The 25624-nt window shown below is 64.9% G+C and carries 24 protein-coding genes; 16 read left to right on the top strand and 8 right to left on the bottom strand.

Annotated elements, in window-relative coordinates; genetic code table 11:
* Nucleotides 1-9: 9 nt before the first annotated feature.
* Genes G7026_RS00765 through ptsP form a run of 3 tightly spaced genes read right to left on the bottom strand, consistent with a single transcriptional unit; the run spans nucleotide 10 to nucleotide 5566 of the window.
* On the bottom strand, nucleotides 10-1743 hold the full coding sequence (locus G7026_RS00765) for a PTS fructose-like transporter subunit IIB (protein WP_181068726.1): 1734 nt from the start codon (nucleotides 1741-1743) through the stop codon (nucleotides 10-12).
* Entirely contained in the window at nucleotides 1740-2687 is a 948-nt protein-coding gene (pfkB, locus tag G7026_RS00760; protein WP_181068724.1) for a 1-phosphofructokinase, read from the bottom strand. Before pfkB ends, G7026_RS00765 begins: the two co-directional genes overlap by 4 nt.
* Nucleotides 2687-5566 carry a phosphoenolpyruvate--protein phosphotransferase gene (gene ptsP, locus G7026_RS00755; RefSeq protein WP_181068722.1) on the bottom strand — a complete coding sequence of 960 codons (2880 nt, stop codon included), beginning with the start codon at nucleotides 5564-5566 and terminating at the stop codon, nucleotides 2687-2689. The genes pfkB and ptsP overlap by 1 nt, the downstream gene beginning before the upstream one ends.
* A gap of 190 nt (nucleotides 5567-5756) precedes the next feature.
* Between ptsP and cra the strand changes: the two genes are divergently transcribed.
* From cra to G7026_RS00720, 7 genes are all read left to right on the top strand, one after another.
* Nucleotides 5757-6740: a catabolite repressor/activator gene (gene cra, locus G7026_RS00750; protein ID WP_181068721.1), complete on the top strand. Its 984-nt coding sequence runs from the start codon at nucleotides 5757-5759 to the stop codon at nucleotides 6738-6740.
* 67 nt (nucleotides 6741-6807) lie between these two features.
* The gene (locus G7026_RS00745) at nucleotides 6808-7113 is read left to right on the top strand and encodes a nucleotide pyrophosphohydrolase (protein WP_181068719.1); all 306 of its coding nucleotides are present in this window, start codon (nucleotides 6808-6810) and stop codon (nucleotides 7111-7113) included.
* On the top strand, nucleotides 7110-7877 hold the full coding sequence (locus G7026_RS00740; protein WP_181068718.1) for a methyltransferase: 768 nt from the start codon (nucleotides 7110-7112) through the stop codon (nucleotides 7875-7877). Before G7026_RS00745 ends, G7026_RS00740 begins: the two co-directional genes overlap by 4 nt.
* A complete protein-coding gene (locus G7026_RS00735; protein WP_181068717.1) occupies nucleotides 7874-8467 on the top strand; it encodes a DUF4136 domain-containing protein in 594 nt (197 codons plus the stop codon). Before G7026_RS00740 ends, G7026_RS00735 begins: the two co-directional genes overlap by 4 nt.
* Nucleotides 8468-8511: 44 nt before the next feature.
* Nucleotides 8512-9072 (top strand): DUF4136 domain-containing protein, encoded by a 561-nt coding sequence (locus G7026_RS00730; RefSeq protein WP_181068715.1) that lies wholly within the window; start codon nucleotides 8512-8514, stop codon nucleotides 9070-9072.
* Nucleotides 9073-9186: 114 nt separating this feature from the next.
* Nucleotides 9187-9777 (top strand): GrpB family protein, encoded by a 591-nt coding sequence (locus tag G7026_RS00725; RefSeq protein WP_181068714.1) that lies wholly within the window; start codon nucleotides 9187-9189, stop codon nucleotides 9775-9777.
* A gap of 61 nt (nucleotides 9778-9838) precedes the next feature.
* Nucleotides 9839-10288, top strand: a complete 450-nt coding sequence (locus tag G7026_RS00720; RefSeq protein WP_181068712.1) for a DMT family transporter — start codon at nucleotides 9839-9841, stop codon at nucleotides 10286-10288.
* Between the two features lie 12 nt (nucleotides 10289-10300).
* Here G7026_RS00720 and G7026_RS00715 read toward each other — a convergent pair whose 3' ends face one another.
* Together G7026_RS00715 and G7026_RS00710 are read right to left on the bottom strand one after the other, a co-directional pair.
* A complete protein-coding gene (locus G7026_RS00715) occupies nucleotides 10301-11227 on the bottom strand; it encodes an SdiA-regulated domain-containing protein (RefSeq protein WP_181068710.1) in 927 nt (308 codons plus the stop codon).
* A gap of 89 nt (nucleotides 11228-11316) precedes the next feature.
* Nucleotides 11317-12705: a S8 family serine peptidase gene (locus G7026_RS00710; RefSeq protein WP_258190131.1), complete on the bottom strand. Its 1389-nt coding sequence runs from the start codon at nucleotides 12703-12705 to the stop codon at nucleotides 11317-11319.
* Nucleotides 12706-12938: 233 nt separating this feature from the next.
* Here G7026_RS00710 and G7026_RS00705 point away from each other — a divergent pair, with 233 nt between their 5' ends.
* From G7026_RS00705 to G7026_RS00695, 3 genes are all read left to right on the top strand, one after another.
* Nucleotides 12939-13229: a hypothetical protein gene (locus G7026_RS00705; protein WP_181068708.1), complete on the top strand. Its 291-nt coding sequence runs from the start codon at nucleotides 12939-12941 to the stop codon at nucleotides 13227-13229.
* 69 nt (nucleotides 13230-13298) lie between these two features.
* Nucleotides 13299-14663, top strand: a complete 1365-nt coding sequence (locus G7026_RS00700; protein WP_258190153.1) for an MATE family efflux transporter — start codon at nucleotides 13299-13301, stop codon at nucleotides 14661-14663.
* Between the two features lies 1 nt (nucleotide 14664).
* Entirely contained in the window at nucleotides 14665-15120 is a 456-nt protein-coding gene (locus G7026_RS00695) for a DUF2214 family protein (protein WP_181068705.1), read from the top strand.
* Between the two features lie 7 nt (nucleotides 15121-15127).
* Here the strand turns inward: G7026_RS00695 and speA are convergent, their stop codons facing one another.
* The 3 genes from speA to thiO form a co-directional block, all read right to left on the bottom strand.
* On the bottom strand, nucleotides 15128-17041 hold the full coding sequence (gene speA, locus G7026_RS00690) for an arginine decarboxylase (RefSeq protein ID WP_181068703.1): 1914 nt from the start codon (nucleotides 17039-17041) through the stop codon (nucleotides 15128-15130).
* A 124-nt stretch (nucleotides 17042-17165) separates the two neighbouring features.
* Nucleotides 17166-17537, bottom strand: coding sequence for a translation initiation factor Sui1 (locus G7026_RS00685; RefSeq protein ID WP_181069202.1), 372 nt, complete (start codon nucleotides 17535-17537; stop codon nucleotides 17166-17168).
* A gap of 115 nt (nucleotides 17538-17652) precedes the next feature.
* Nucleotides 17653-18747 carry a glycine oxidase ThiO gene (gene thiO, locus G7026_RS00680; RefSeq protein WP_181068701.1) on the bottom strand — a complete coding sequence of 365 codons (1095 nt, stop codon included), beginning with the start codon at nucleotides 18745-18747 and terminating at the stop codon, nucleotides 17653-17655.
* Between the two features lie 95 nt (nucleotides 18748-18842).
* On the opposite strand from thiO, the gene G7026_RS00675 reads away from it, so the two are divergent.
* From G7026_RS00675 to G7026_RS00650, 6 genes are all read left to right on the top strand, one after another.
* Complete coding sequence (locus G7026_RS00675) at nucleotides 18843-19349, top strand: GspH/FimT family pseudopilin (RefSeq protein ID WP_181068699.1); 507 nt, start codon at nucleotides 18843-18845, stop codon at nucleotides 19347-19349.
* Between the two features lie 120 nt (nucleotides 19350-19469).
* Nucleotides 19470-19961, top strand: coding sequence for a GspH/FimT family pseudopilin (locus tag G7026_RS00670; RefSeq protein WP_181069200.1), 492 nt, complete (start codon nucleotides 19470-19472; stop codon nucleotides 19959-19961).
* Nucleotides 19962-19969: 8 nt separating this feature from the next.
* Nucleotides 19970-20482 carry a type IV pilus modification protein PilV gene (gene pilV, locus G7026_RS00665; RefSeq protein ID WP_258190130.1) on the top strand — a complete coding sequence of 171 codons (513 nt, stop codon included), beginning with the start codon at nucleotides 19970-19972 and terminating at the stop codon, nucleotides 20480-20482.
* 9 nt (nucleotides 20483-20491) lie between these two features.
* Nucleotides 20492-21328, top strand: coding sequence for a PilW family protein (locus G7026_RS00660; RefSeq protein ID WP_181068697.1), 837 nt, complete (start codon nucleotides 20492-20494; stop codon nucleotides 21326-21328).
* A gap of 5 nt (nucleotides 21329-21333) precedes the next feature.
* Nucleotides 21334-21843 carry a pilus assembly PilX family protein gene (locus G7026_RS00655; RefSeq protein WP_445683972.1) on the top strand — a complete coding sequence of 170 codons (510 nt, stop codon included), beginning with the start codon at nucleotides 21334-21336 and terminating at the stop codon, nucleotides 21841-21843.
* 9 nt (nucleotides 21844-21852) lie between these two features.
* Nucleotides 21853-25620, top strand: a complete 3768-nt coding sequence (locus G7026_RS00650) for a pilus assembly protein (RefSeq protein ID WP_181068695.1) — start codon at nucleotides 21853-21855, stop codon at nucleotides 25618-25620.
* Nucleotides 25621-25624: the final 4 nt, after the last annotated feature.

Below are 25624 nucleotides of genomic sequence, written 5' to 3'. Positions count from 1 at the left end.
TAGTTCAGATCAGGCGACGGCATCGACGCTCAACGGTTGTGCCTCGGGCCTCTTGATGACCGCATAAACCACGCCGGTCAGCAGGCTACCGGCGGCGATGGCCAACAGATAGAGCAGCGCATGGTTCATCGCATTGGGGATCAGCAGCACGAACAGCCCGCCGTGGGGAGCCAGGAGCTTGCAGCCGAAGGCCATCGACAGCGCACCGGTGAGCGCGCCGCCGGCGATGCTGGCGGGGATGACCCGCAACGGGTCCTTGGCGGCGAAGGGAATCGCCCCCTCGGAGATGAAGCACAGCCCCAGCACCCCGGCGGCCTTGCCGGCTTCGCGTTCGGCCTGGGCGAACTTGCGCCGCGCCAGCACGCTGGCGATCGCCATGCCGATCGGCGGCACCATTCCGGCGGCCATGGTCGCGGCCATCGGCGCATAGCTCTGGGAGGCCAGCAGACCGACGGAAAAGGCATAGGCCGCCTTGTTGATCGGCCCGCCCAGGTCCACGCACATCATCGCGCCGAGCAGCAGGCCGAGCAGGATCGCGTTGGAGGTGCCCATGGTGTCGAGGAAGGCGGTCAGCCCGTTGAGCATCTGCGCGACCGGCGTGCCGACCACGTAGATCATCACCAGCCCGGTGAACAGGCTGGCCAGCAGCGGAATGATCAGGATCGGCTTGAGGGACTCGACGCTCACCGGCAGCCGCACCCAGCGGATCACCGCCAGCGCGCTGTAGCCGGCCACGAAGCCCGCAATGATCCCCCCGATAAAGCCCGCGCCCAGGCTGCCGGCCAGCAGCCCGCCGATCATCCCCGGCGCGAGGCCCGGGCGGTCGGCGATCGAATAGGCGATGTAGCCGGCCAGCAGCGGCACCATCAGCTGGAAGGCGGTCTCGCCGCCGATCTTCATCAGGGCCGCGGCAAGCGTCCCCTCTTCCTTGAACGCCTCGATGCCGAAGACGAACGACAGCGCGATCAGCAACCCGCCGGCCACCACCATCGGCAGCATGTAAGACACGCCCGTCAGCAGGTGCTTGTAGACGCCTGTCTTCTCGGTCTTCTTCGGCGCCTGGTCGGCGGGCGCGGCGCCCGTCTCGATGCGGGCTTCCTCGAATGCCTTCTGCAGCGTGGCCTCGGGCTGCTTCAGAGCGACGCCGGTACCGCAGCGGTAGATGCGCTTGCCGGCGAAACGCTCGACATCCACCTCGATGTCGGCGGCCAGCAGCACCGCATCGGCGTCGTCGATGGCCTGGCGCTCCAGCACGTTGCGCGCCCCGACCGAACCGCGGGTTTCGACCTGCAGCTGGTAGCCGAGCTTCGTGGCCGCCTGCTGCAGGGCCTCGGCGGCCATGAAGGTATGTGCCACCCCGGTCGGGCAGGCGGTGATCGCGACCAGCCGCGGCGCGCGCTCATCGCTCGCAGCGGCGGGTTCGCCCTCGGTTTCGAACACCTCGGCCTCTGCGGCCGCCTGCCGAATGAACGCCTCGGGATCGCGCAGCGCCTCGGCAGGTGTCGATTGCACCAGCCGCTTGCCGACGAAACGCTGCAGGGACAACGGCCCGGTCTTGACCACCACCACCAGGTCGGCGGCGGCGATTTCGGCAGCGGTCAGCGGCGAGCCGATCGCCCGCGGGTCATGCACCTCGACGCGCGTCGACCAGCCGAGGCGCTGCGCCGCGGCTTCCAGCAGCCGTGACGTCAGCACGCTGGTGACCATGCCGTTCGGGCACGCCGTGACGATCAGAAGATTCATTCCACACCTCGTGTCAGGGTTTGCAGGCTCACCTCGGCTTCCAGCCGGGCCAATTGCTGGCGATCGCCGATGCCGAAACCGATCTGGCCGACCGCCTGCGCGGCGACCGCCGTGGCCAGGCGCAGCGTGCGCTCTCCGCTCCAACCCTCGAGCAGCCCATGGAGCATGCCCGCCAGCAGCGAGTCGCCCGCACCGACCGTACTGACCACCTCGACCCTGGGCGGTGTCGCCTGCAGCAGCCCCTCCGGGCCGAACCAGCTGACCCCCTCGGCGCCCTGGGACACCACCACATGCTCGATTCCGGTGGCGCGCAACCGTCCGGCTTCGGCCGCCAGCGCCCCGGGCGAGTCGAGCGTCGTGCCGCTGGCATCGGCCAGTTCATCCTCATTGGGTTTGATCAGCCAGGGCGACACCTCAAGCCCGGCCCGCAGCGCCGTGCCGCTGGTGTCGATCGCCAGCGGGATATCGAGCTGCCGGAGCATCCCGAGCAGCTCGGAGAACCACTCGACACCGACGCCTCGCGGCAGGCTGCCGGCGACCACCACCGCGTCGTGGCCAGGCGCGACGCGGGCCAGGCGCGCCAGCAGCATCGCCTGGGCCTGCTCGCTGGCCATCAGCCCCGGACCGTTGATGTCGGTCACCCGCCCGCCCGTTTCGGCGAGCTTGACGTTGCTGCGTGTCTCGCCCGGCACGCGGACGAACTCGTCGGCGAAGCCGCGGCGGGCGAACAGCGCATCGAAATCGTTGGGGTTGCTTTGCCCCAGAAAGCCGCTGACCGTGCAGCGATGCCCCAGGTCGGCCAACACCTGGGCCACGTTGAGCCCCTTGCCGGCCGCATGGACGCTCAGGGACTCGCCGCGATTGACCTCGCCGAGGCGCAGGTCACCCAGGCGTACGGTCAGGTCCAGCGCCGGATTGGGTGTAATACTCAGGATCCTTGCCATCAGTCTTGCTCCGTCACGAAGGCGCGCACTTCGGCGGCGCCGGGCAGGTTGAGCGCCTGCTGGGCCAGTTGCCGGCAGCGGGCCTGATCGAGTTCACGCACCCGCGCCTTGACCAGCGCGATGCTGCGCGCCGACACGCTCAGTTCGTCGACGCCAAGGCCGATCAGCAAGGGCACGGCCAGCGTATCGGCGGCCAGCTCGCCGCAGACACCCACCCACTTGCCGTGAGCATGGGCCGCCTCGACAGTCATGCCGATCAGCCGCAGCACCGCGGGGTGCAGGCCGTCCGCCTGGCCCGAGAGCGAGGGATGGCCACGGTCGATGGCCAGGGTGTACTGGGTCAGGTCGTTGGTGCCGATGCTGAAGAAATCCACCTCGGCGGCCAGGGCGGGTGCGATCAACGCGGCCGACGGCACCTCGATCATGATGCCGACCTGCAGGTCGGCCACCGGGATCTCCGCGCGCAGGCGGTCCACCAACTGCCTGGCGGCGCGCCACTCCTCCATGAAGCCGACCATGGGGAACATGATGCGCAACGGCCGCCCCTCGGCCGAGGCCAGCAGGGCGCGCAACTGCACCTCGAGGACTTCCGGACGCTGCAGGCTCAGGCGGATACCGCGCACGCCAAGGAAGGGGTTCTCCTCGGCGGGCATCGGCCAGTAGGACAGCGGCTTGTCGCCGCCCACATCCAGGGTGCGCACCACCAGCGGCCGCCCATCGAGGGCGTCGAGCACGCGTCGGTATTCGACTTCCTGGGTGGCCTGGTCCGGCGCCTGGGCGTGGTTCATGAAGACCAGCTCGGTGCGCAGCAGGCCGATGGCTTCGGCGCCCTGCTCCACCGCATCGGCGGTTTCGGCGCTGCTGCCCAGGTTGGCGGCCACCTCGACTCGACGACCATCGCGTGTCACTGCTGGCTCCAGGCGCCGGGCGTCGGCCAGGCGCTGCCGCTCCAGGCGCTGGGCGCGGGCCTCGATCGCTTTCTGCAGCTCGCCCTCGTTCGGCGCGACCTGCAGCTCGCCGCGATCGCCATCGAGCAGCAGGACCGTGCCCCTGGCGAGCCCCAGCACCGCCGCGCCGGCCCCGACGATGGCGGGAATGCCCAGCGCACGCGCGATGATCGCGCTATGGGCGGTGGCGCCGCCGCGCGCGGTGAGAATGCCGGCTACCCGCTGGCGGTTGAGGGTGGCGACATCCGAGGGCGCCACCTCGTCCATCACCAGCACGTAGGGCTCGTCCGGTGCCTGCTCGGCCTCGGCACCGATCAGGCAGGCCAGTACCCGTCGGCCGACGTCGCGCAGATCCGCGGCACGCTCGGCCAGCAGAGCGTCGTGCAGGGCTTCCTGCTGGCGCGCCGCCACCTCGACCTCGTCGGCCCAGGCCGCTTCGGCGCTCAGGCCCTGCTGGATCTTCGCCAGCACGTCCTCGCGCAGGGCCGGGTCGCGCAGCATCGCCTGGTGGGTGACGAATATGTCGCGCACGCTGGCCACTTCGCTTTCGCCGATCAGCCGGTCGATCTGGGCGAAGACCTCGTCCAGCGCGGCGTCCAGGCGCTGCTGCTCGACCTGCGCCGATTCGCCTTCACGCTTGAAATCCATCGTCAGGGGCGTGCGTACCAGTGCCGGGCCGATAGCGATGCCCGGCGAAGCGGCCACGGCCTGAATACGCTCGCCCGGCTGCAGCCTCGCCACGGCGGCGGTATCGGTTTGCGGGTAGGCAGCCGGCGCCTCGAGCACTTCGTCCAGCTCGGCGGGCAGCGGCTCGACCGCTTCACCCAACCCCTCCTCGACCGCAGCCACCAACACCGGCAGCGCGTCGGCGGCGATGCCCGGTTCGGCGAGAAACTCCAGCGCCTGGCCACGCTGAACACCCATCGCGAGCAGCTTGCTCAGGCTCTTGGCCGACACGCCGGGGCCATCGGTGCCGGCCAACCGTACGCGGATATCGCCGGCGAACTGCTGGGCGACTTCGATCAGTATCTTCGCCGGGCGCGCATGCAAGCCGTGAGCGTTAGCCAGGATCACCCGTGCCTGCGGCCAGTCTGCGGCCACCTCGCCACCGAGGGCCTCGAGCACCACGCGGCTGCTGCGGGCGCGGGCCAGCTCCTCGCCCCGCCCTTCGATGAGCAGGTCGCAGAGGCGCTCGAGCATGCTGCGATGGGCTTCGCCTAGGCTGGACAGGCAGAACAGCCCGGTGACCGGCTCGCCGCGATGACTCAAGGTCCTGGCCGGTGTGACGAAGGCCAGCGCCGGGCGCAGCACGGACTGCTCGCTGCTCAGCCACCAGAGGCCCTGGCCCAGCGGCAGTGCATCGTCCAGGGACAGGCTGTTGCCGAAGCCGGACTCGACGCATTCGGCCTTTTTCAGCAGTTTTACGCTCTGCCAGGCCAGTTCGTCGAAATCCTCGGCGGCAGTCGCCAACGCCACCAGCTGGCTGTCGAGGGCCAGCTCCTGGGGAGCGCCCTGCAGCAGATCGATGATGGTTTCGGCGCGCTCGGCGTTCTTCAAGGCTTCGCTCATGTCCGCCTCACCAAGGGCGCGGGTGAGCAATTGCAACAGTCGCAGGTGTTCGTCGGAGCGGGCAGCGATGCCGATCGCCAGGTAGACGCGATGGCCGTCACCCCAGTCGACGCCGTCGGGAAACTGCAGCAGGCGCACGCCGGTGGCATGCACCTGGTCGCGGGTCTGTGGGGTGCCGTGGGGAATCGCGATCCCCTGGCCAAGGTAGGTCGAGCCTTGGGCCTCGCGGGCGCGTAGGCCCTCCAGATAGCCTGGGGCCACCAGGCCATCGGCCACCAGGGCGTCGGCCAGCAGCACCAGCGCAGCGGACTTGTCGTCCGCGGACTGGTGCATGCGGATATGCTGGGCGTGCAATTCGAGCATAGGGTCTCCTGTACCGGCTACGCCCGCCGGGAATGGGCTCGCTCGCGGTGAGGCGGTCGAGCGAAATCATGAGTGGCGGTATGACCGGACGACTGCTGAAACGTTTCACCAAGACTGGAAACATACCCTACTCTCGGGTCATCCTAGAAGTACCGCCGCCGATACGCCCCTTCAACCTTAGGACATTCGCTTGAAACTGACCGACATCGCCCGCCTCGCCCAGGTCTCCGTGACCACCGCCAGCTATGTGATCAATGGCCAGGCCCAGCAACGGCGCATCAGCCAGGCGACGGTCGAGCGGGTCATGGCGATCGTCGAGCAGCAGGGCTATCAACCCGATCAGCAGGCCGCCGGCCTGCGTCGCGGCCAGACCCGTACCCTGGCGCTGGTGGTGCCGGACCTGGAGAACCCCAGCTACGCCCGCCTGGCCAAACTGCTGGAGCAAGGCGCGCGCCGGCGCGGCTACCAGCTGCTCATTGCCAGCTCCGATGACGACCCGGACGCCGAGCGCACGGTGGTCCAGGTGATGCGATCACGGCGCTGCGACGCGCTGATCGTCGCCAGCTGTCTGCCGGCCGAGGACCGCAGCTATCGCCGCCTGCTCGATGCCGGCCTGCCGATCATCGCCCTCGACCGGGCGATGGACCCGGAACACTTCTGCTCGGTGGTCAGCGACGACCACCAGGCCGGCGCCGAGCTCGCGGCCTCGCTGCTGAGCCCGCCCCCCCGGCACATCGCGCTGATCAATGCCCGTCCGGGCCTGCAAATCAGCCAGGAGCGCGAGCGTGGTTTCAACGATGCGCTCGAAGGTTTCGCCGGGCGCGTCAGCATTCTGCGGGCCGAGCAGTTCAGCCGGGCCTGCGGGCGCGAGAAGATGCTCGAACTGCTTGCCGACGACATGCCCGACGCCCTGGTGACCACCGCCTACCTGTTGCTCAAGGGGGTGTTCGATGCCCTGCGCGAGCGCCAGATGCTCTGGCCGGAACACCTGCGCCTGGCCACCTTCGGCGACTCGCAGTTGCTCGATTTCATGCCGCTGCCGGTCAACGCCATCTCCCAGCAGCATGAGCGCCTTGCCGAACGGGTCCTGGAGCACGCCTTCGCCGCCATCGAACAGGACGACTACCGCCCCGGCGTCGAGGCCATCGAGCGCATCCTCAAAGTTCGCGCCTAGCCGCGGCCGCCGGTTGCGCCCGCGTGGCGCCTGGCGGAAGCTAGCGGCTTTTCACGCGAGCCGTCCCATGAACATCGACACGATCGTGCAGCGCCTGCACCGCATCCGCGACGCCAACGACTGGCGCCGCTATCACTCGCCGAAGAACCTGGCCATGGCCGCGAGCGTCGAGATGGCCGAGCTGGTGGAGATCTTCCAGTGGCTCGACGAGGACCAGGCACGGCAGCTCGACGAGGCGCAGCGCGAACACGCGGGACAAGAGGTGGGCGACATCCTGATGTACCTGATGCTGCTCTGCAGCGAGCTGGGCATCGACATGGAACAGGCACTGCTGGCCAAGCTCGCCGACAACGAGCGGCGGTTCGCCCGATGACCGACCGCCACTTCGACGAACTGGCGACCCGCTTCGCCGAGAAGATCTATGGTGGCGCCAAGGGCGCGATTCGCCTCGCCGTGCTGCAGACCGACCTGACCGAGGTGCTGCCAGAGCGCCCGCTGCGGGTGCTGGACATCGGTGCGGGGCTCGGCCACATGAGCCTCTGGCTCGCCGCGCAGGGGCACCGGGTCACCCTCACCGAGCCTGCTGAGCCGATGATCGAGAGCGCGCGCCAGCGCTTCGCCGAGGCGGGCCAGGATGCAACGTTCATTCAGGCGCCCTGGCAAGCACTGCCGGAGCGGCTCGAGGGCCAGTTCGATCTGGTGATCTGCCATGCGGTGCTCGAATGGCTGGCCGAACCCCAGGCGATCTTGCCGGTGCTGCGCCAGTTCACGGCCGATGATGGCTGGCTGTCGCTGGCGTTCTACAACCGCGACGCGCTGATCTACCGCAACCTGCTCAAGGGCCACTTCAAGAAGCTGCGCAGCGGGCAGTTCGCCGGTGAGCGGCAGAGCCTGACCCCGCAGCGGCCCCTGGACCCGCGCGAGCTGGCCGCGCAACTCGACGCGCAGTGGAGGGTCGAACACCGTAGCGGCGTGCGGGTCTTCCACGACTACATGCCGCCCGATTTCCAGGCACGCACAGAGCCCGCCGAGCTGGTCGAAATGGAGCTGGCCTATCGCAGGCATCCGGCCTTCGCCGGCCTCGGTCGCTACCTGCACTGGTTGTGCCGTCCACGCGGCACAGGAGGTTCTGAATGATCCGCCCGCTCGCCCTGGCGCTCTGCCTTGGCCTAGCCGGCTGCCAAGGCCCGCAGCCCTACGTCGCCGAGTCCACGCCGATTCCGCCCGCGCCGACTAATGTCCAGCACGCACCCGACATGAGCGCCTATCCGGCGGCGCCGCTGGATTTTTCCCGCTATCAGCGTTGGAGCTGGAAGTCGGCGCCGGCCGGCACGGCATCCGTCACCCCCGAGAGCCTGCAGGAGATGGTCAGTGGCGCGCTCGACCAACGCGGCCTGAGGCCGGCGCCCAGCGGAAGCCAGGGCGACGTGCAAGTCACGGCCGATGCACGCCTGGAGACCCGCACGCGGCAGGTCTATGACAGTTACGGCACCTACTACGGTCAAGGGCTCTATGGCCGCGGGTATGGGCTCGGAGGCCAGGTGCCGCTGGCACGCAATTACGAGGAGCAGGTGATGCTGGTGCGCATCGCTCTGTTCGACTCAGCCACAGGACGACAGGTCTGGAGCAACCAGGCCGAAGCCCGCAGTTCGGGCAGCCAGGCCGAGCGCGCCGACGCGATGCGTGAAGCGGTGCGCCGCGCCCTGGACGATTATCCGCCACGCTAGCGCCGCTAGTTTTGGCTCCACTACGGCATTGCAGGAGATCGACCATGATCCAGCGACTGCTTCTGATACCCGCCCTGCTGCTGCTCGCGGCCTGCCAGAGCGTCCAGCTCGATCGGGACTTCGACCCCAACCGGGACTTCGCCGGCTACCGTAGCTGGGAGTGGAAAGACCCGGCGGTGCAGTATCGCCCGGACGATCCGCGCATTCAGAGCGACCTGACCGGACAGCGGATCCGCGATGCCATCGGCGACCAGCTCGACCAGCGAGGCCTGCGCCCTGCGGTGGCAGGCGCCAGCGCCGACCTGCTGGTCCAGGCCTGGTACCTGGTCGATGAACGAGAAGAACAGGTGATGACCAGCAGCTATGGCGGCTGGGGCGGCCCCTGGCACGGCTTCTGGGGTGGACCGGGGATAACCCAGATGCGCACCATTCGCTACCAGATGGGCACCTTGCAAATCGACCTGTACGACCGCCGCGACGGCAAACTGGTCTGGCGTGGAACCGGCAGCCAGATGCTGCAGGCGGGTCAGCCCGGCCCCGGCGAACGCGCCGCCGCGATACGTGAGACGGTTGCACAGGTTCTGTCGCAATACCCTCCGCGCTAGAGCGCCTGCGCGGCTCCGGAAGCTGAACTATCCTGACAGCAGCGCCGTCGAAATTATGGTTCCGTATCCGTTCGGACCTTGTCGCAGCGTTACCGGAACAGGCAGGGGGCCGCCATGCACACTGGACATCTACGCCCGCTGTCTTCCGAAGAGCGGCGACGACAAGACGATGCGGAGCTGATCGAAATCCGCTCACCAGACCCTGTCTGGCCTCGGCGTTATCTGGAAGAAGCGAGCGCCATCAACCGGACCATGAAAGCCTACGGCATCGAGGGAATGCGCTTCGAGCACTTCGGCAGCACCTCCGTGCGCGGCCTTGCCGCCAAGCCCATCATCGACATCATGATGCTGCCGCCGCCGAGGTGCGACTGGCGCCAACTGGTGGTGCCGCTATTGTCGCTGGGCTATGTCCACTGGCGCGACAACGTCGCCCCGGAGCGCATGTTCTTCGTCAAGTCGCTGCTTCCTGAGGGCCGTCAGCGCACGCATCACGTGCACGTGATGACCCTGGCCGAGGCCGACAAGCATCTGCGCTTTCGCGACTATCTGCGGCGCCACCCTGAAGTGGCCGAAGCCTACGCCGATCTCAAGCGTTCCCTCGCCCGCCAGCATCCCTACGACCGCGCCGCCTATACCCGCGGCAAGGACGCCTTCTTCGCGATGACCCTCGGCCAGGCCAACGCGGAGCGCACCCTGCAGCGCTGAAGTAGCGATCACGGCCTGCCTTACCCATACTGTCGCGCCCCGCTCTCACTGGAGATTCCAGATGCCCGCTACTGCCTGGTGGCTGCTCGCGCTGCCCTTCATCGCCGGTTCCTTTCTGCCTTTGCAAGCCGGAATCAACGGACAACTGGGTCGGCAGATCGCCAGCGTTACCGGTGCCGCGCTGATCTCCTTCGCGATCGGCACGCTAGCGTTGCTGGCGCTGGTCGTTGTCCAGCGCGAACTGCCGACGATGCAGGCGCTGCGGGAATTGTCGTGGTGGCACTGGAGCGGCGGGCTGCTCGGGGCGTTCTTCATCACCACCGCAGCCTTCGCCGGACCGCGCATCGGTGCCCTGCTATTCATGGCGCTGGCCCTGGCCGGCCAACTGGCCATGGCGACGCTGCTGGACCACTTCGGCTGGGCCGGTTTCCGTCAGTCGGCGGTCAGCCTGAGCAAGATCGGTGGCCTGCTGCTGATCTTCGGCGGCGTCTGGCTGATCAATCGTGGCTGAGCCGGCCTGCCGTCACTGCCGCGAAAAGACGTAGAACAGGTTCGGCTCACTGACCAAATAGAGGTCGCCACGTTCGTCGAAGGTCATCCCTTCGGCTTGCGGCACGCCGCGTTCCAGACCGGCGAAACCGCTCCAGAGAGGCCGCGAACTTACCATCCGGCCCTCGCCGTCCAGCTCGACGATGATTTGCGACTCGTCGCTGAGCAGCGCCAGGTGGCCACTGCTCGCATCGTAATGCACTGACGACAGATCGCTGACTGGCAACTGGTCGTCCAGCCAGGACGCCCGATCGATCACTTCGATGTCCAGAGCGCCGCTCAGGCTCGCCTTGAGCCCGCGGATCTCATAGAGCTTCATCGGCGCCTTTTCCTTGACCACAAAAAGCCGGTCGCCGGCGCGATCATAGTCGACGCCTTCGAAGCCCGCGTTATCGCCTTCGCCGAGTGCCAAGGTCAGGCTGCGTGACTGGTGCCGATGGATCGGCCCGGGACTGGTGGGCACCGGCAGTATGTGCATGGCTTGGCCGCGTTCCTCGAGCACCACCAGCAAGTCGTCGCCCAGGTAGGCGACCCCCTCCACGTCGATGAAGCCGCTCAGGGGATACTGGCCGAGCACATGGCCATCCCGGCTCAGGGCGAGCAACGTCTCGGGGTTGTTGACGACCGCCCAGAGCTGGTCGCGATCTTCATCGAAGGCCAGCCCGGAGAGATTGTCCTGCACCTGCGCGACCGGCCGTGCCTCCACCCGTACCTGATAGGTATCCAGCGCCATGCCGGCGGGGGCCAGCGCCTCCTGGCGCCACGCTGACTTCAGCGCATGATAGAGATGATCATCCAGATGCACCTGATACAGGGCCAGTAGCCCGCAGGCACCGAACAACCAGCGCCAGGGGCGCGCGACGGGGCGCGTGGCGAACCACGCTTTCATAGTGGCGATCATCGCAGACTCGGCTTGATGAAGGAGTGGGCCGGAGTCTACCCCGCCAATGTGTCAGCCTGGCGACCAGCACGACATTTATCGCAATACCATCAGGGTGCGCCGCACGCCAGCTCGCGGCGGAACCCAGAGACATCCAGGCGCCGTCCTTGCTGCACCGAACCGATCAACTGCGGGTCGCGTACCGCATGACGCAGCAGGGCGTCGCGAATCTGCGTCGCGCTGGCACAGGGATTGAGCGAAGCATACAGCGCTGCGGCCCCCGCCACGTGCGGGGCCGCCATCGAACTGCCGCTGTAGTACGCATACCCGCCTTCGGTAGCCGTCAGCGGCGCGGTCGAGATGATGTCCACACCAGGCGCCGAGATATGCACGCTGTTGGCGCCATAGTTGGAAAAGTCGGCCCGGGCGCCGCTCGGTCCATGCGCCGCCACGGTGATGACGTTGGGCAGGGCGTAGCTGGCCGGGTAGCTGGGGAACCGGTCGATATCGAGGCCGTCGTTGCCGGCCGCAGCGATGAACAGAATGCCGGCATCGCCCGCAGCCTGGATGGCATCGGCCAGCGCCTGGGAATAACCGCCGCCGCCCCAGGAGTTGTTGGTCGCGACCAGTGCGATGCGCTTCTCGCGCTTGAGGGTGGTGAGGTAGTTCACCGCCGCGATGGCGCCGGCCGTGGTGCCTCCGTCAGCGCCGAGGAACTTGGCGGTGATCAGCCTGGCGGTCGGGCATACGCCGGCCACCCCGATGCCATTGTTGGTAACCGCGGCGATGGTCCCGGCCACATGGGTGCCGTGATCGTCCTGCACGCCATCGAATACCGAGGCGTCGTTGGCATCGAAATCCCAGCCGTGAACGTCGTCTACGAAGCCGTTGCGATCATTGTCCTGACCGTCGGGCCTGCTGCCTTCGCCCGGGTTGACCCAGACATTGGCACGCAGGTCGGGGTGGTTGACCATCACCCCTTCGTCGATCACCCCTACATGCACTTGGTTCGAGCAGAGTGCCGACGCATTCCAGGCCGCCAAGGCACCGGAACCGTAGGGGTGCGCGGGCGAGGTAGTCGGCCCCTCCAGTCCCCACATCCACTGCAGGCCCGGATCGTTGGGATTACTCCGCTGGGTGCGGTAGACCCAGTTGGGTTCGACGTATTCGACCGCGGGGTCGCTCAGGAAACCGGCGATAGTCGCCCTGTCGAGTCGCTTGCCGGCCAGGCGCACCTTTACCAGATCGCCCCTGCCGTCGCGGCGCTCGCGCTTGTTCGCCAAGCGTCTTGCAGGCGAGGCGGCATGCCGCGAATAGGCAGCGCTCTTGTCCTGTTCGGTGGCCTCGGCGCGAAACTGCACGATCAGCTCGCCGGCAACGTGAGGGCGCCCCGAACGTAACGATGTCTCGATGGATTCCACAGAGGGACGCGCCATCAGATCCCCACACCCCAACCCCAACAGCCCCACCAGGGCCAACCCCATACGCCGTTCGATCATTATCTCTACCTCGGGAACAACGATTGAGGACCGCCGCTGCGGCGGCATTTACTACAAAAGGTTTCAGGATCTTAGCGACTCCGATCACCCGCACCCGAGCGCACCGACGAAAGGCAAAGCCTCTGGATAGCCAGTCCGGCCCGGGCTTACGGAACTCCCCGACCATCGCCGCAGCCCAAGTGAGGCGCCGTGCTTGGAAGACGGCGCGGCACCTCGACTCAAGGGAGCGAAACATGCAGGTAGATTTCTTCGGCTGGCTCGGCCAGGCGCTGGGTACGGTAATTCGCTATATCGTCGACGGGCTCGAATGGTTCTTCAGCCTGTTCGCCATCGCCGGCCACAACTTTCTTCGCGGCCTGTCCGAAGCGCTGGGCATGGACCAGTCGGTGATCAGCCTCGGCGCGCTGGTGATCGGCCTGCTGCTGCTCGTGGCTGCCATCCGGGCCTTCCTCCGCCGCTCGATCGTCGCCGGCGTCATCTGGCTGATCCTCGGGCTATGGCTGCTGAGCTGGATCATTCACTGACACGGCAGACCTGTCGGTCGTCCCGCCGTATCATGCAGCCTCCCAATCACGCCAGCCCTCCCCATGCCGATGACCGCCTGGCGCCATCGTCCTACCCATCGCCGGGTCTGGGCGCTGGCCGCGCCGATGATCCTGTCCAACCTGTCAGTGCCGCTGGTGACGCTTGTCGACACCGCCGTGATCGGACATCTACCCCACGCCCACCAACTGGCGGCGGTAGCGGTAGGCGGTAGCCTCTATACGCTTCTGGTCTGGGTGCTGGGTTTCCTGCGCATGGGCACCACCGGCTTCGCCGCACAGGCGGTCGGTCGCGGCGATGGCGGCGCACTCCGGCAGGTCCTTCTGCAGGGGCTGCTGCTGGCGCTCGGCTTTGCGCTGTTGTTAGGCCTGGCCGCCGTGCCGCTCAGCGGGCTGGCGTTGCAACTGATGCAACCTTCGGCCGAGCTCGACGCACTGACCCGCGAGTACTTCCACACCCGGTTGTTCGGCCTGCCGGCGGCGCTCGCCAGCTATGCGCTGATCGGTTGGTTCCTCGGCGCGCAGAATGCCCGCGCCCCGCTGGCGATCCTGCTCATCGCCAATCTCACCAATGTGGCGCTGGACCTCTGGTTCGTGCTGGGCCTGGAGTGGGACGTCGCCGGTGCCGCGCGGGCCTCGGTATTGGCCGAATGGGCCGGTGTGCTGGTCGGCCTGGCGCTGGCACCCAAGGCATTGGCGCGCCATCCCGGCAGGCTGAATGCCCGCGCGCTGGGCCTGTGGCGCAACTGGCGGCCGCTGCTGGCGGTCAACCGCGACATCTTCATCCGCTCCCTGGCGCTGCAATTGGTGTTCTTTCTGGTTACCACCCAGGGGACCCGCCTGGGCGATGCCACGGTCGCCGCCAACGCGCTTCTGCTCAACGGGCTGATGCTCACCGCCCATGCGCTCGACGGCCTGGCTCATGCCGTCGAGGCCCTCGCCGGCAGGGCCATCGGCGCGCGTGACCGCCGCGAACTGGTGCGCGTGATGACCGTCGCCGGCGGCTGGTCGCTGCTGGCGAGCCTCGGCTTCGGCCTGTTCTTCCTGCTCGGCGGTACTCTCTTCGTCCAGTTGCAGACCGACATTCCCCAGGTACGCGAGCAGGCCATCGCCTACCTGCCTTATCTGGCTGCACTGCCACTGGTGGCGGTATGGAGCTATCTGCTCGACGGGTTGTTCATTGGTGCGACACGGGCGCGCGAGATGCGCGACAGCATGCTGCTGGCGGTCGCGATCGCCCTGCCGCTCGGCTGGATGCTCCAGGGGCTCGGCAATCACGGACTGTGGTTGGCGTTTCTCGCCTTCATGCTGCTGCGCGCGCTATGCCTGGGAAGACTCGCCTGGAAGCTGCAGCGCGATGACGGCTGGTTTACCCTTGCGCACCAACAACCACACGCCGAACCGAAAGGATCCTGACATGGCGTACGCGATCGCCGCCTACCTGCACTTCATCGCCATCTTCGTGCTTTTCGCCCTGCTCACACTCGAGCACCAACTGTTTCGCCTGCCGCTGACCCTGGAACGGGCGCGCAGTCTGTTCCGCATCGACATCGCTTTCGGCGTGACCGCCGGGGTGGTGCTGGTGACCGGCATCAGCCGGGTCATGTGGTTTGGCAAAGGCCTGGGCTACTACCTGAGTAACAGCGCCTTCCACGCCAAGATCGGACTGTTTCTGCTGGTCTCGCTGCTGTCGATCTACCCGACCCTGACCTTTCTCAACTGGCGCAATGCGCTCAAGGCCGGCCAGGTCCCGCAGGTCAGCCCGCAGACGGGCTACTGGGTGACCTGGGTGATCCGCCTGGAGCTGCTGCTGTTGCTACTGATACCGCTGGCCGCGGCGCTGATGGCGCGCGGCTTCGGTGTGATCACCTGAGCGACACTCAGGGCGTGAGGTAGGACGAGCGGGTCAGCCCCAGACGCAGCGCATCGATGTACTGGGTCCGCTCCTTGGCGCTGAGCTTGGCCCCGGCCACCTTGTCGCGGTAGTAGGTCATCAGCTCCTCGGGCGAGAGGTGCACATAGCGCAGCATGTCCTCGATGGTGTCGTGGGTCTCGATGCCGGCGTGGTAGAAGCTGCCGTCCTCGCGCTGGTAGACGTTCACCGAGTCGGTATCGCCGAACAGATTGTGCATGTCGCCGAGAATTTCCTGGTAGGCGCCGACCAGGAAGACGCCGAGGAAATACTCCTCACCGGCCTGAATTTCATGCACCGGCATGCTGCTCTCGATGCTCTGCTCGTCCACGTAGTGCTTGATCTTGCCATCCGAGTCGCAGGTCAGGTCCTGCAACACGGCGCGGCGCACCGGCTCCTCGTTCAGACGCTGCAGCGGCACGATCGGCAGAATCTGGTCGATCGCCCAGGTGTCGGGCAGGCTCTGGAAGACCGAGAAATTGCAGATGTACTTGTCGGCCAGCTTGTCGTTGAGTTCGTCGAGCACGGCGCGGTGCGAGCGCTGACGGGCCTTGAGCTGGTTGTACAGGCGACGGCAGATGGCAAAGTAGCTCTGCTCGGCCAGCGCCTTCTGCGCCAGAGTCAGCTTGCCGGCGGCGTACTGTGCGGCGGCCTCGCTCATGTAGTGGGTCGCGCGCCAGTAGGTTTCGGTGACCATCTCCGGATCCGTCGGCCCGAGCAGATCGGCCAGCGACTGCACGATCTCCGGCAACTCGTCGTAGTTGTCAATGGTTGGCGCCTCGTCGTTGTGGCGCTCGAAGTCGGTCACCTGCATCACCAGCACCGCATGGTGGGCGGTCATCGCCCGGCCACTTTCGGAGAAAATGTGCGGGTGCGGCAGCTCCTGGCGGTCGCAGAATTCCTTGAGCATGCCAACCACGGTACCGGCGTACTCGTCGATGTCGTAGTTGATCGAGCTGGCATTGCGCGAATGGGTGCCGTCGTAGTCGACGCCCAGGCCGCCGCCAACGTCGATGTGGTCGACCGGCAACCCCAGCGCTCGCAGCTCGGCGTAGTAGCGGATGGCTTCGCGGAACCCATCGCGGTAGTCGGCGAGGTTCGCGATCTGCGAACCCATGTGGAAGTGCAGCAGGCGTACGCCCTGGTCGATGCCGGCCTCGCGGAAGCGCTCGATGACGGTCAGCAGCTGCGCGGCGGAAAGGCCGAACTTGGACTTTTCACCACCGGTGTCGGCCCACTTGCTCGAGGCCAGCGACGACAGCCGCACGCGCAGTCCCACCTGCGGCACCAGCTTGAGTTCGGCGGCCTCCTCGATCACCAGGCCCACCTCGGACATCTTCTCGATGACGATGAAGACGTTGTGGCCAAGCTTCTGGCCCATCAGCGCCAGGCGGATGAACTCGCGATCTTTGTAGCCGTTGCAGACGATGGTGCCGCCCTTGGGCGCCAGCGCCAGCACCGCCATCAGCTCCGGCTTGGAGCCGGCTTCCAGTCCGATGGAGACGTTCTGGGTGGCGATGATGTTCTCGATCACCGCTTCCTGCTGATTAACCTTGATCGGATACAGCGCGGTGTAGCGACTCTGGTATTCGAGACGCTCGATGTTGGCGTCGAAGGCACCGGTCAGCCGCCGCACGCGGTCCTGCAGGATGTCAGGGAAACGCACCAGCAGTGGCAGCGTGAGGCCGGCTTCGCGCAGTTGCTCGATCAGCCCGGTGAACTCCACCGGCGCGCCGTCCGGCCCCTGCGGACGGACCTCGACCTGGCCCTCGTCATTGATCGAGAAGTAGCCGGCGCCCCAGTGGCGGATACCGTAAACACTGCGGCTGTCGGCTGCGGTCCACTGGCTGCCATCGTCTTTGCGTGTGCGTCGTACGGGCATCGAAGCCTCCTGAAAAATGCATTCGTCCAGCCGCGACGCTGATCGCGCGGCCGGCATATCGGGTTTGGACAGGCCGGGGCCCGGGAAAATCGTTTCGGGAAACGCGGGTCGCGCGGCCCCGCCATCAACCGCCGGACTTCTTCGCCTTGAAGCCACGCTTGAGCAGTTCATCGAGCAGCAACTGGACGTGGTCGCCCTGGATCTCGATCACCCCGTCCTTGAGCGAACCACCGGTGCCACAACGACGCTTGAGTGCGGTCGCCAATTCCTTGAGTTCGGCCTCGGCCAGCGGTACGCCTGTAACGGTGGTGACGGTTTTTCCACCGCGCCCCTTGGTTTCGCGCCGCACGCGCGCAATCCCATCGCCTGCGGGAATGACGTTCTGGCCACAGATGCATTCGGCCTGCGGCTTGCTACAGTCGGGGCAATGCTTGCCGCCATCGGTGGAGTACACCAGGCCGCCCAGGGCTGCGAACGAGGTGGTTTTCTTCGCCACGAAGACCTCATCGAACAGAATGGTGAGTCGGCCCGGCATCGCGGGCCCGAAGGGGCGGCAATGTATCAGCAAAGTGTGTCGATGCTAATCCCCGCGCCCCTGGTCATCGCTCCCCTCAACCCAGCCGATCGCTCGGCGCATATGGCGCGGGATCGATGATCGGCGCGCGGCCACTCATCAGATCGGCCAGCAACTGGCAGGACGCCGGCGCCAGCACCAGGCCATTGCGGTAATGCCCGCAGTTGAGCCACAGCCCCTCGAAACCGTCCACGCTTCCTATATAAGGAATGCCTTCGGGCGAACCCGGACGCAGCCCGGCCCAGTGGCGCACCACGTCGGCATCGGCCAACGCAGGCAGTAACTCGATGGAGCTGGCCTTGAGACTGTCCAGCGCGACATTGGTGGGAGTCTTGTCGAAACCGGCATGCTCGAGGGTGCTTCCCACGAGGATATGGCCATCGCGTCGCGGGATCGCATAGCGCGTCCTGGCCAGCACCATGCTCGGCAGAAAGTCGGCGGCGCACTTGAAGAGAATCATCTGCCCCTTGACCGGTTCGACCGGCAGTTCGAGCCCGAGCGTGGCCAGCAGCTCGCCGGACCAGGCACCGGCCGCGACCACCACCTGGTCAGCCAGCATCTGCCCCTGCGCCGTCTCCACACCGATAACCCGCTCCCCCTGGCGGGCGAAACCATGCACCGGACAGTTCTCGACCAGGCGCACATTGGGCATCCGCTGCAGCGCCTCGCGCAATGCTCGGGTCAGTCTGGGATTACGTACGTTGGCCACCCCCGGCATATGGATGGCGCTGGAGAAACCCGGCCCCAACGGCGGAACCGCCTGGTAGACCTGCTCGATTTCCACCGACTGCAACGGTCGCCCTTCCCGCCGCGACCACTCCAGCGCCTGCGCTTCGTCTTCCAGATCCAGCCAGTAAAGGCCGGTCACATGCACCTCAGGATCGACACCCGTCTGGCCGAGCAACTGCTGCCCCAGCTCCGGGTAGAACGCCTGCGACCAATGCGCCAGGGCCGTCACCGCCGGGCTGTAGCGCCACGGATAGAGCGGCGAAACGATTCCTCCGCCCGCCCACGATGCCTCTTGCCCGACACCCTGCCGTTCGACCAGCACGACCTGCGCTCCGTCCCGCGCCAACATCGCCGCGCTGAGCAGCCCGATTACACCGCCGCCCACAACCAGGAACTGCGTCACAAACTTCTCCTTCAATATACCGTCGAGCGTTGACCTGGCTTCAGCAAAGGCCGAAAAGAGAAAGGCAACCTCATTCAAACCACAAGGACGTGGTCATGAAACGAACCAACACAGGCATGTCGTTGGCGGAGCTGCTTATCGTTGTCTGCCTGCTCTGCATCGCGAGCAGCATTGCACTGCCCGCCTTTTCCCACTTTCTTCAACGCAACACGCTCGAAGCCCTCGCCGACCAGCTGCAAGGGCAGCTCGCCCATGCCCGGGCCTTGAGCGTGGCGACTCATCGCGACGTGGAGCTCTGCGGCACCGTCGATGGCACTACCTGCACCAGTTCCTGGGAAAGGGGCTGGATACTCCGCTCGCCCGCGACCGGGCTGGTCATCAGTCACCATGCGATCGATGATCCGCAGCAGCTGCGCTGGGCAGGCGCGTCGAAGAAGATCAGCTTTTATCCCAATGGTACGACAAAGATGGGCAATGGCCGATTCTACCTCTGCGATCGGCAGGGCGAGCTCGCCTGGCAGCTCGTCCTCAACAAACAGGGCCGGATCAAGCGTATCCGGGGCCTGGAAAGGAACCAGCAGGCCAGCAAACCTTGCGGTTGAGCACACAACCGACAGCCCGGTTACCGGTCATCGCCACCCAGACTCCAGTCATCTGGCACTCTAGAGACAAAGGCGTGGCACTTGCGCATCATCGCCTCCAGCTAATCTCAGGAGTTCCGCATGGACAGCACGAGGAAACCCCAGGGTTTCACTCTGATCGAGCTGATGGTCGTCGTAGCCGTGCTCGGCATATTCGCCGCGATCGCAGTTCCCAGCTTTACCCAATTCGTCAAAAACAATCAGACCCAGTCCGCCAGCAACGAAACCCAATCGTTGCTGCAGCTCGCCCGTGCGACCGCTGTTTCCAACCGGGAAACACTGAGTGTGTGCATCGACGATCAGGTGTGGAGCCTGAAGAAAGACTGCGGCGACAACATTGCAAACGCCTTGCGAGTGGTCGAACCACCCCCAAATGTCGTGCTCAGTGCCGACAGAACCACTATCGCCTTCAACGTGAACGGTACCGCCCCAGCAACCAACATCACCGTTTGCCAGGACGATGACGCGACCAACGGTTACACCATCAGCATCAAGAGCAGCGGCCACATTCGCCAGTTCGCCCGAGGGAAGGCCAACGCCGAAGGAAATGCCATGAGTACCTGCACGCCATGAAAATATCCATGAAATCGCACCTGGGCTTCAGCATGATCGAGGTCCTGATCACCCTTCTGCTGGTCTGTATCGGCGTGCTGGGCATGGTGGCCTTGCAGGGCAAGACCATTGCCTACACGCAGGATTCGGTTCAACGCAACGTGGCCGCGACGCTCGCCAACGACCTGATCGAACTGATGCGGGCCAAGCCCGACGGCCTTCCGGCCAGCTCGGGCTTCTACAAGGCCAGGACGGCTGCCTTCCCCACCACTCCAGCAGCCTGCACACCTCTTCCGGATGAGCAAAGTGCCCAGCTGGCCTGCTGGGCAGAGCGAGCGAAAGCGGCACTGCCAGGCGCCTCGGAGCTGCTCCAAAGCGAATTCTATGTATGCCGCTCGTTGAGCTCGGGCAACTGCACCGGCAATGGATCGGCAGTGGAAATACAGCTGGCCTGGCGGGTTAAGGCAGGCGAATGCATGGATGCCAGTGCTACCGATGGCGACACCACGATCTGCCGCTACCGGCTGCGCAGCCAGCTCTAGGGAACCGATATGACTTTCAGCAAACACCAATCCGGATTGTCCCTGATCGAGCTGATGATCGCGCTGCTGATCAGCAGCTTCCTGATCATCGGCGTGACCCAGATCTACATCGACAACAAGCGCAGCTACCTTTTCCAGCAGAACCAGGCCGAGAACATCGAGGCCAGTCGCTATACCCTGCTTGTGCTGCAACAGGAAGTCGGCAAGGCGGGCTATCGCCGCCGCCCCGACGAAACCATCGAGGCCGCATTCCCAGCCTTCAACGCAGCCGGCTGTAGCTTCATCGCGGGGGAAGTCGCCAAGGCGACCAACTCGCCAGCAGCCTCCCTCTGCATTCGCTACCAGCCCATGGACCCCACCGACAGGGATTGCCTCGGCAACCTGCCGGAAAGGACCACGGAGATCAGTGATCCGTACACCAGTGCCGTAGAGATCGTCGTCGAGCACATCTACCTTGACCCGGCCGACAAAAGCCTGAAGTGCACCGTCGCCAATACCGACAAGACAGGTTCCACCCTGCGCGCTGCGCAGACTGCTGAACTGGTTACCGGTGTGGCCGGCCTGCGGCTGGAGTCCGGCATCGGCAGTGCGAGCGATACCCGCGCCGTCGAGCAATACACGACCGACCCGACCACTCAGCAGGTCCTGACCTTGCGCTATACCGCGCTGATGCAGAGCAGTAACCCCAACATGCGCGACGCCGTGGACGTCGACACTGCTCTGGCCAACTGGAAGCAGTTCACCAATGCCTCCGATGACGAAACCAACGCGATAAAGGCCGCCGACAAAGGCGAGCTCTATCAGGTCATGCAAAGCACCATCATGCTCAGGAACCTATTGCCATGAAATCGATGCCAAGGCGCCAGGACGGAGCCACCCTGTTCATCGCACTGATCATCCTGCTGGTAGTGACGCTGCTGGCGGTATCGAGCGTTCGCGAAGTCACCCTCGAATCGCGCATGACCGGCAACTTCGTCGAGCAGCAACGTCTGCTCAACGCCTCTGAAGCGGGCCTGCGTGAAGGGGAAAGCCGTCTGACCGCGCCGATCAAACCGCTGGAGGTTGGCTGTTCCACGGGCTACTGCCTGCGTGACATCGACCCCGCGTACGAGCAGACCTTCAACACCAGCCTGGCCTACAGCCCGGCCGACGGCACGCAGAGCAACTCAGGAACCAACGTCAGATGGTATGCCCTGCCCGCTCCCTCGGGCAGCGCCGAGGGCGCCGCGGAAAACCCGGAATACGGAAACATGATGCAAGGCATAGGGGTGTTCCGCTACGAGGTGAACTCCGAAGCGACCAACACCAGTTCGGAGCGCACCACTGGCCTGCGCACCACCACCGCCAAAGTATTCAACTGAGACTCTGAAATGGAAATCAAGACGCGCATTAATCATGCGAAGGCCTTTGCGAGCCTGCTGACCTTCAGCCTGTTGTTTGGCGGCATCCAATCGGCCCAGGCGACTCTGCTGGACGTCAGCCAGAAACCGTTGGTGCTTTCAGACAGCGTAGCACCCAACCTGATCTTGACGTTGGACGACTCGGGCAGCATGCGCTGGGCGTTCGTGCCCGACGACATTAACGGCGTTCATCAGACCCGTCGCGCCAAGTCCGCAGCGTTCAATCCGATGTACTACGATCCGTCGGTCACCTACCAGCTGCCGACCAGATACAACAACGACGGCAGTGTTGCGGCTACTAGCCCCTACAGCACAAGCTTTACCGCCGCGTGGAACAACGGCTTCTTCGCTAATAACACCAGGGGTTCGTTGAACCTGTCCACAGGATACAAAGTCAGCTGGAGTTACGACCCAAACGGCAATATCGGCACTTCGTACGGGTACAGCAACACCACTAACAGGCTGGCTCAAAACCCGACCGACGACTTCAGCGCCACCGCTTCGCGTAGCACCAATGGCATCACCAGGGTGGTCAAGGGCGATATCAGCTTCGCGATCGAGCGTACGGCCAGCAACCGATGCACGGCAACCGCCACCATCAACGGAACCAGCATTCCCGCTACCTGCACCGGCTCAAACAACAACTACACCGCGAGCTTGGCGCAGGTGGGAGTGCCTGCCTATTACTACCTATATGACACTTCTCTCAGTGGCTGTACCAGAGCCACCACTGACGAAGATTGCTACCGCCTTGTCTTCGTCAGCGCTACTTCGGGTCAGCTACGCGACGACGATGACGCCTCGGGTCGAGACGAGCGGCAGAATTTCGCAATCTGGTACTCCTTCTACCGTAACCGCGGTCTCGCTACGCTGAGCGCGGCCAACCTGTCGTTTACCGGCTTGCCCAGCTCGATCCGCTTGACCTGGCAGACGCTAGGTAACTGCACCAGCTTCACCGGCACGGGCGCCAACTGCGGCACAAACTACTTCCGCAGGTTCACCGACCATCACCGGGGCAACTTCTTCAACTGGCTGCCGACCATCAACTTCAACACTTCAACCTATCTGCTACAGGCTACGGATCGGGCAGGGAAGTTTCTGGCAACCGCAGAGCCGTGGTACAAGGACCCTAACCCTCTTACCAGCAGCGGTGGCAGGGCCAACTCTGAAACGACCCCGACCTATGCCTGCCGTCCCAGCTTCCACGTTCTGATGACTGACGGCATGTGGAACTCGGCGATGACGGTCGACGTTGACGACAACTCTTCGATCGCAAGTCTTCCAGACGGCACAAGCTATGCGCCTCGCACGCCGTTCAGGGACTCGACGCGAAACACTCTGGCGGACCTGGCATTCAAATACTGGGCAACCGACGCGCGTCCGAACCTAGCCAACGACCTGAAGCCATTGATCGCCGCGCCGAACACCGATGCGACAACGCGCTACTGGGATCCCCGCAACAACCCCGCCACCTGGCAGCACATGGTCAACTACACCATCGGCCTTGGCCTGGGTTCAGCACTGACCAATCCCAGCGTACCCTGGACAGGAGAAACTTTCGCAGGTGCTGGGTACGAAGCACTGAAGGCCGGCACGAACTGGCCAGCAGCCGCCAGCGGCAGCAATAACAACGTCTACGACCTCTGGCACGCAGCGATCAACTCGCGTGGCGAGTTCTTCAACGGCGACAGCCCCGACAAGGTAGTGGATGCGTTCAACCAGATCCTCAACCGCATCGGCAACTACACCACGTCGGCGAGCCGCCCTGCCGTCACTGCCTCGCAAGTCAATGGCGCCACATCACGTGAAGTTTATGAGACCGAGTTCTCCAGCGATGACTGGAGCGGCGACCTGAAAAAATATGCAATCGACTCGGTGGGCGTTCGCACTCAGGCCTGGAGTGCTAAGAGCAGACTGAGCGGTGAGCGCACCGTCCATATGGCTGCCGCGAACGGCAGACAGCTCCAGGAATTCAACTGGACCAACCTCACTATTGAGCAACGCGCCTTTTTCAATACCGATCCCGACAACATCACCGGCAGGCCCGATAACAAAGGCGAAGCCCGGGTCAATTACATTCGCGGTAATCGCAGCAACGAAGGCATAACGACTGGAACCTTTCGCACGCGTAGCAGCGTACTGGGCGACATCGTCAATTCGGCCCCGGTGGTCGTGAAGGACGCGCAATATCTGGCATATCTCGCCGACCGTATCGATGGCTCGCCAGGCGACTATTACCAGTTCCAGCAGCGAGTCGCTAACCGCAAGGAAATGATCTATGTCGGCGCAAACGACGGCATGTTGCATGGTTTCAACGCTGCCACCGGTGCCGAGGAGCTGGCATTCGTGCCCAACGCCGTGCTGCCCAACCTCTACCGGCTGACGGGGCAAAACTATCAGTCCGGCGGGCACCGTTACTATGTAGACGGCACCCCCGTGGTGTCAGACGTCTACTTCAACAATGCCTGGCACACAGTGCTGATCGGCTCGCTGCGAGGCGGCGGTCGCTCCCTCTTTGCACTGGATATTACCGATCCCAATAACGTCCGGCCTCTGTGGGAATTCACCCATGAAGATATGGGTCATACCTTCCCGCAACCTGTCGTAGCCCGGCTGCACACCGGCAAGTGGGCAGTGGTGACCGGCAACGGCTATGGCAACCAAAGTGGAGCCACCGCTGACAAGGCTGCGCTGTTCGTGATCGATGTCGAAACCGGCGAACTGGTACGCGAAGTCATCGTCGATGGAGACACCACCAAGGCCAACGGCCTGTCGTCCGTGCGACTGGCAGACAACGACAGCGACGGCATTGCCGACTATGCCTACGCAGGCGACCTGCAAGGCAACCTCTGGCGCTTCGATCTGTTCCGCGCCACCAATAGCACCACACCGGCTGGCAATCCCTTTGCCTCGTCCGTGATCGGAACGGCGCAAGCCGCGCACATTGAGGCGTCGTATGGCGGCAAGCCCCTGTTCAAGGCCACCGATGCCACGACCGGTGCGGTTCAACCCATCACGGCGGCGCCGTCACTGGTTCGCCATCCCTCGCAATTGGGCTATCTGGTGATGTTCGGTACCGGCAAGTACTTCGAGGACAGCGACGGCAACGTCAACACCACTTTGGGGCACAGCGTCTACGCCATCTGGGACCGCAAGACCAAGGCGGAGACCACGGCGACTCCCCCGACCATCACGCACGGCAACTTGCTCGCCCAGACGATCCTGCGGGAGCTCAGCACGGACATTAACGGTGTCACCAGCGAAAGCCGCCTGGTCAGCCAGAATGTGCCGAAGTGGTACAAAGACAACGCTACTGCCAATCTGACCGATAACGATGTCAACCACTGGGGTTGGCGTCTCGACCTGCAGGTGGGCGCTAAAGCCGGCGAGATGATGATCAACCCGATGGCCGCCCGCGGCCAGGCGCTGATCTTCAGCACCCTCACCCCCAACGACGACCCCTGCAAAGACGGTGTGGAGGCCTGGCTTTACGGTATCAACCCGTCCTCGGGTGGCCGCACCACCTTCAGCGTGTTCGACATGGATGGCAGTGGCGACGTCAACGGGGGTGATACCTATAACAATGAGGTAGTGTCCAGCCGCAAACTGGATTCGGCCAGTGGATTCAACCTGAACGGCGATACGCTATTCAGCACCGACGAAAGCATTGTGGTCGATTACGGCCCAACCTCCAGCGGACGCCAGAGCTGGCAAGTCATACCTAAGAGGAACGATTAATGGC

This window comes from Stutzerimonas azotifigens, from assembly GCF_013522725.1.
GTDB classification, from domain to species: domain Bacteria; phylum Pseudomonadota; class Gammaproteobacteria; order Pseudomonadales; family Pseudomonadaceae; genus Stutzerimonas; species Stutzerimonas azotifigens_A.
The sequence above is the reverse complement of the archived record's forward strand: the minus strand, read 5'-3'. Positions and strand labels throughout refer to the sequence as shown.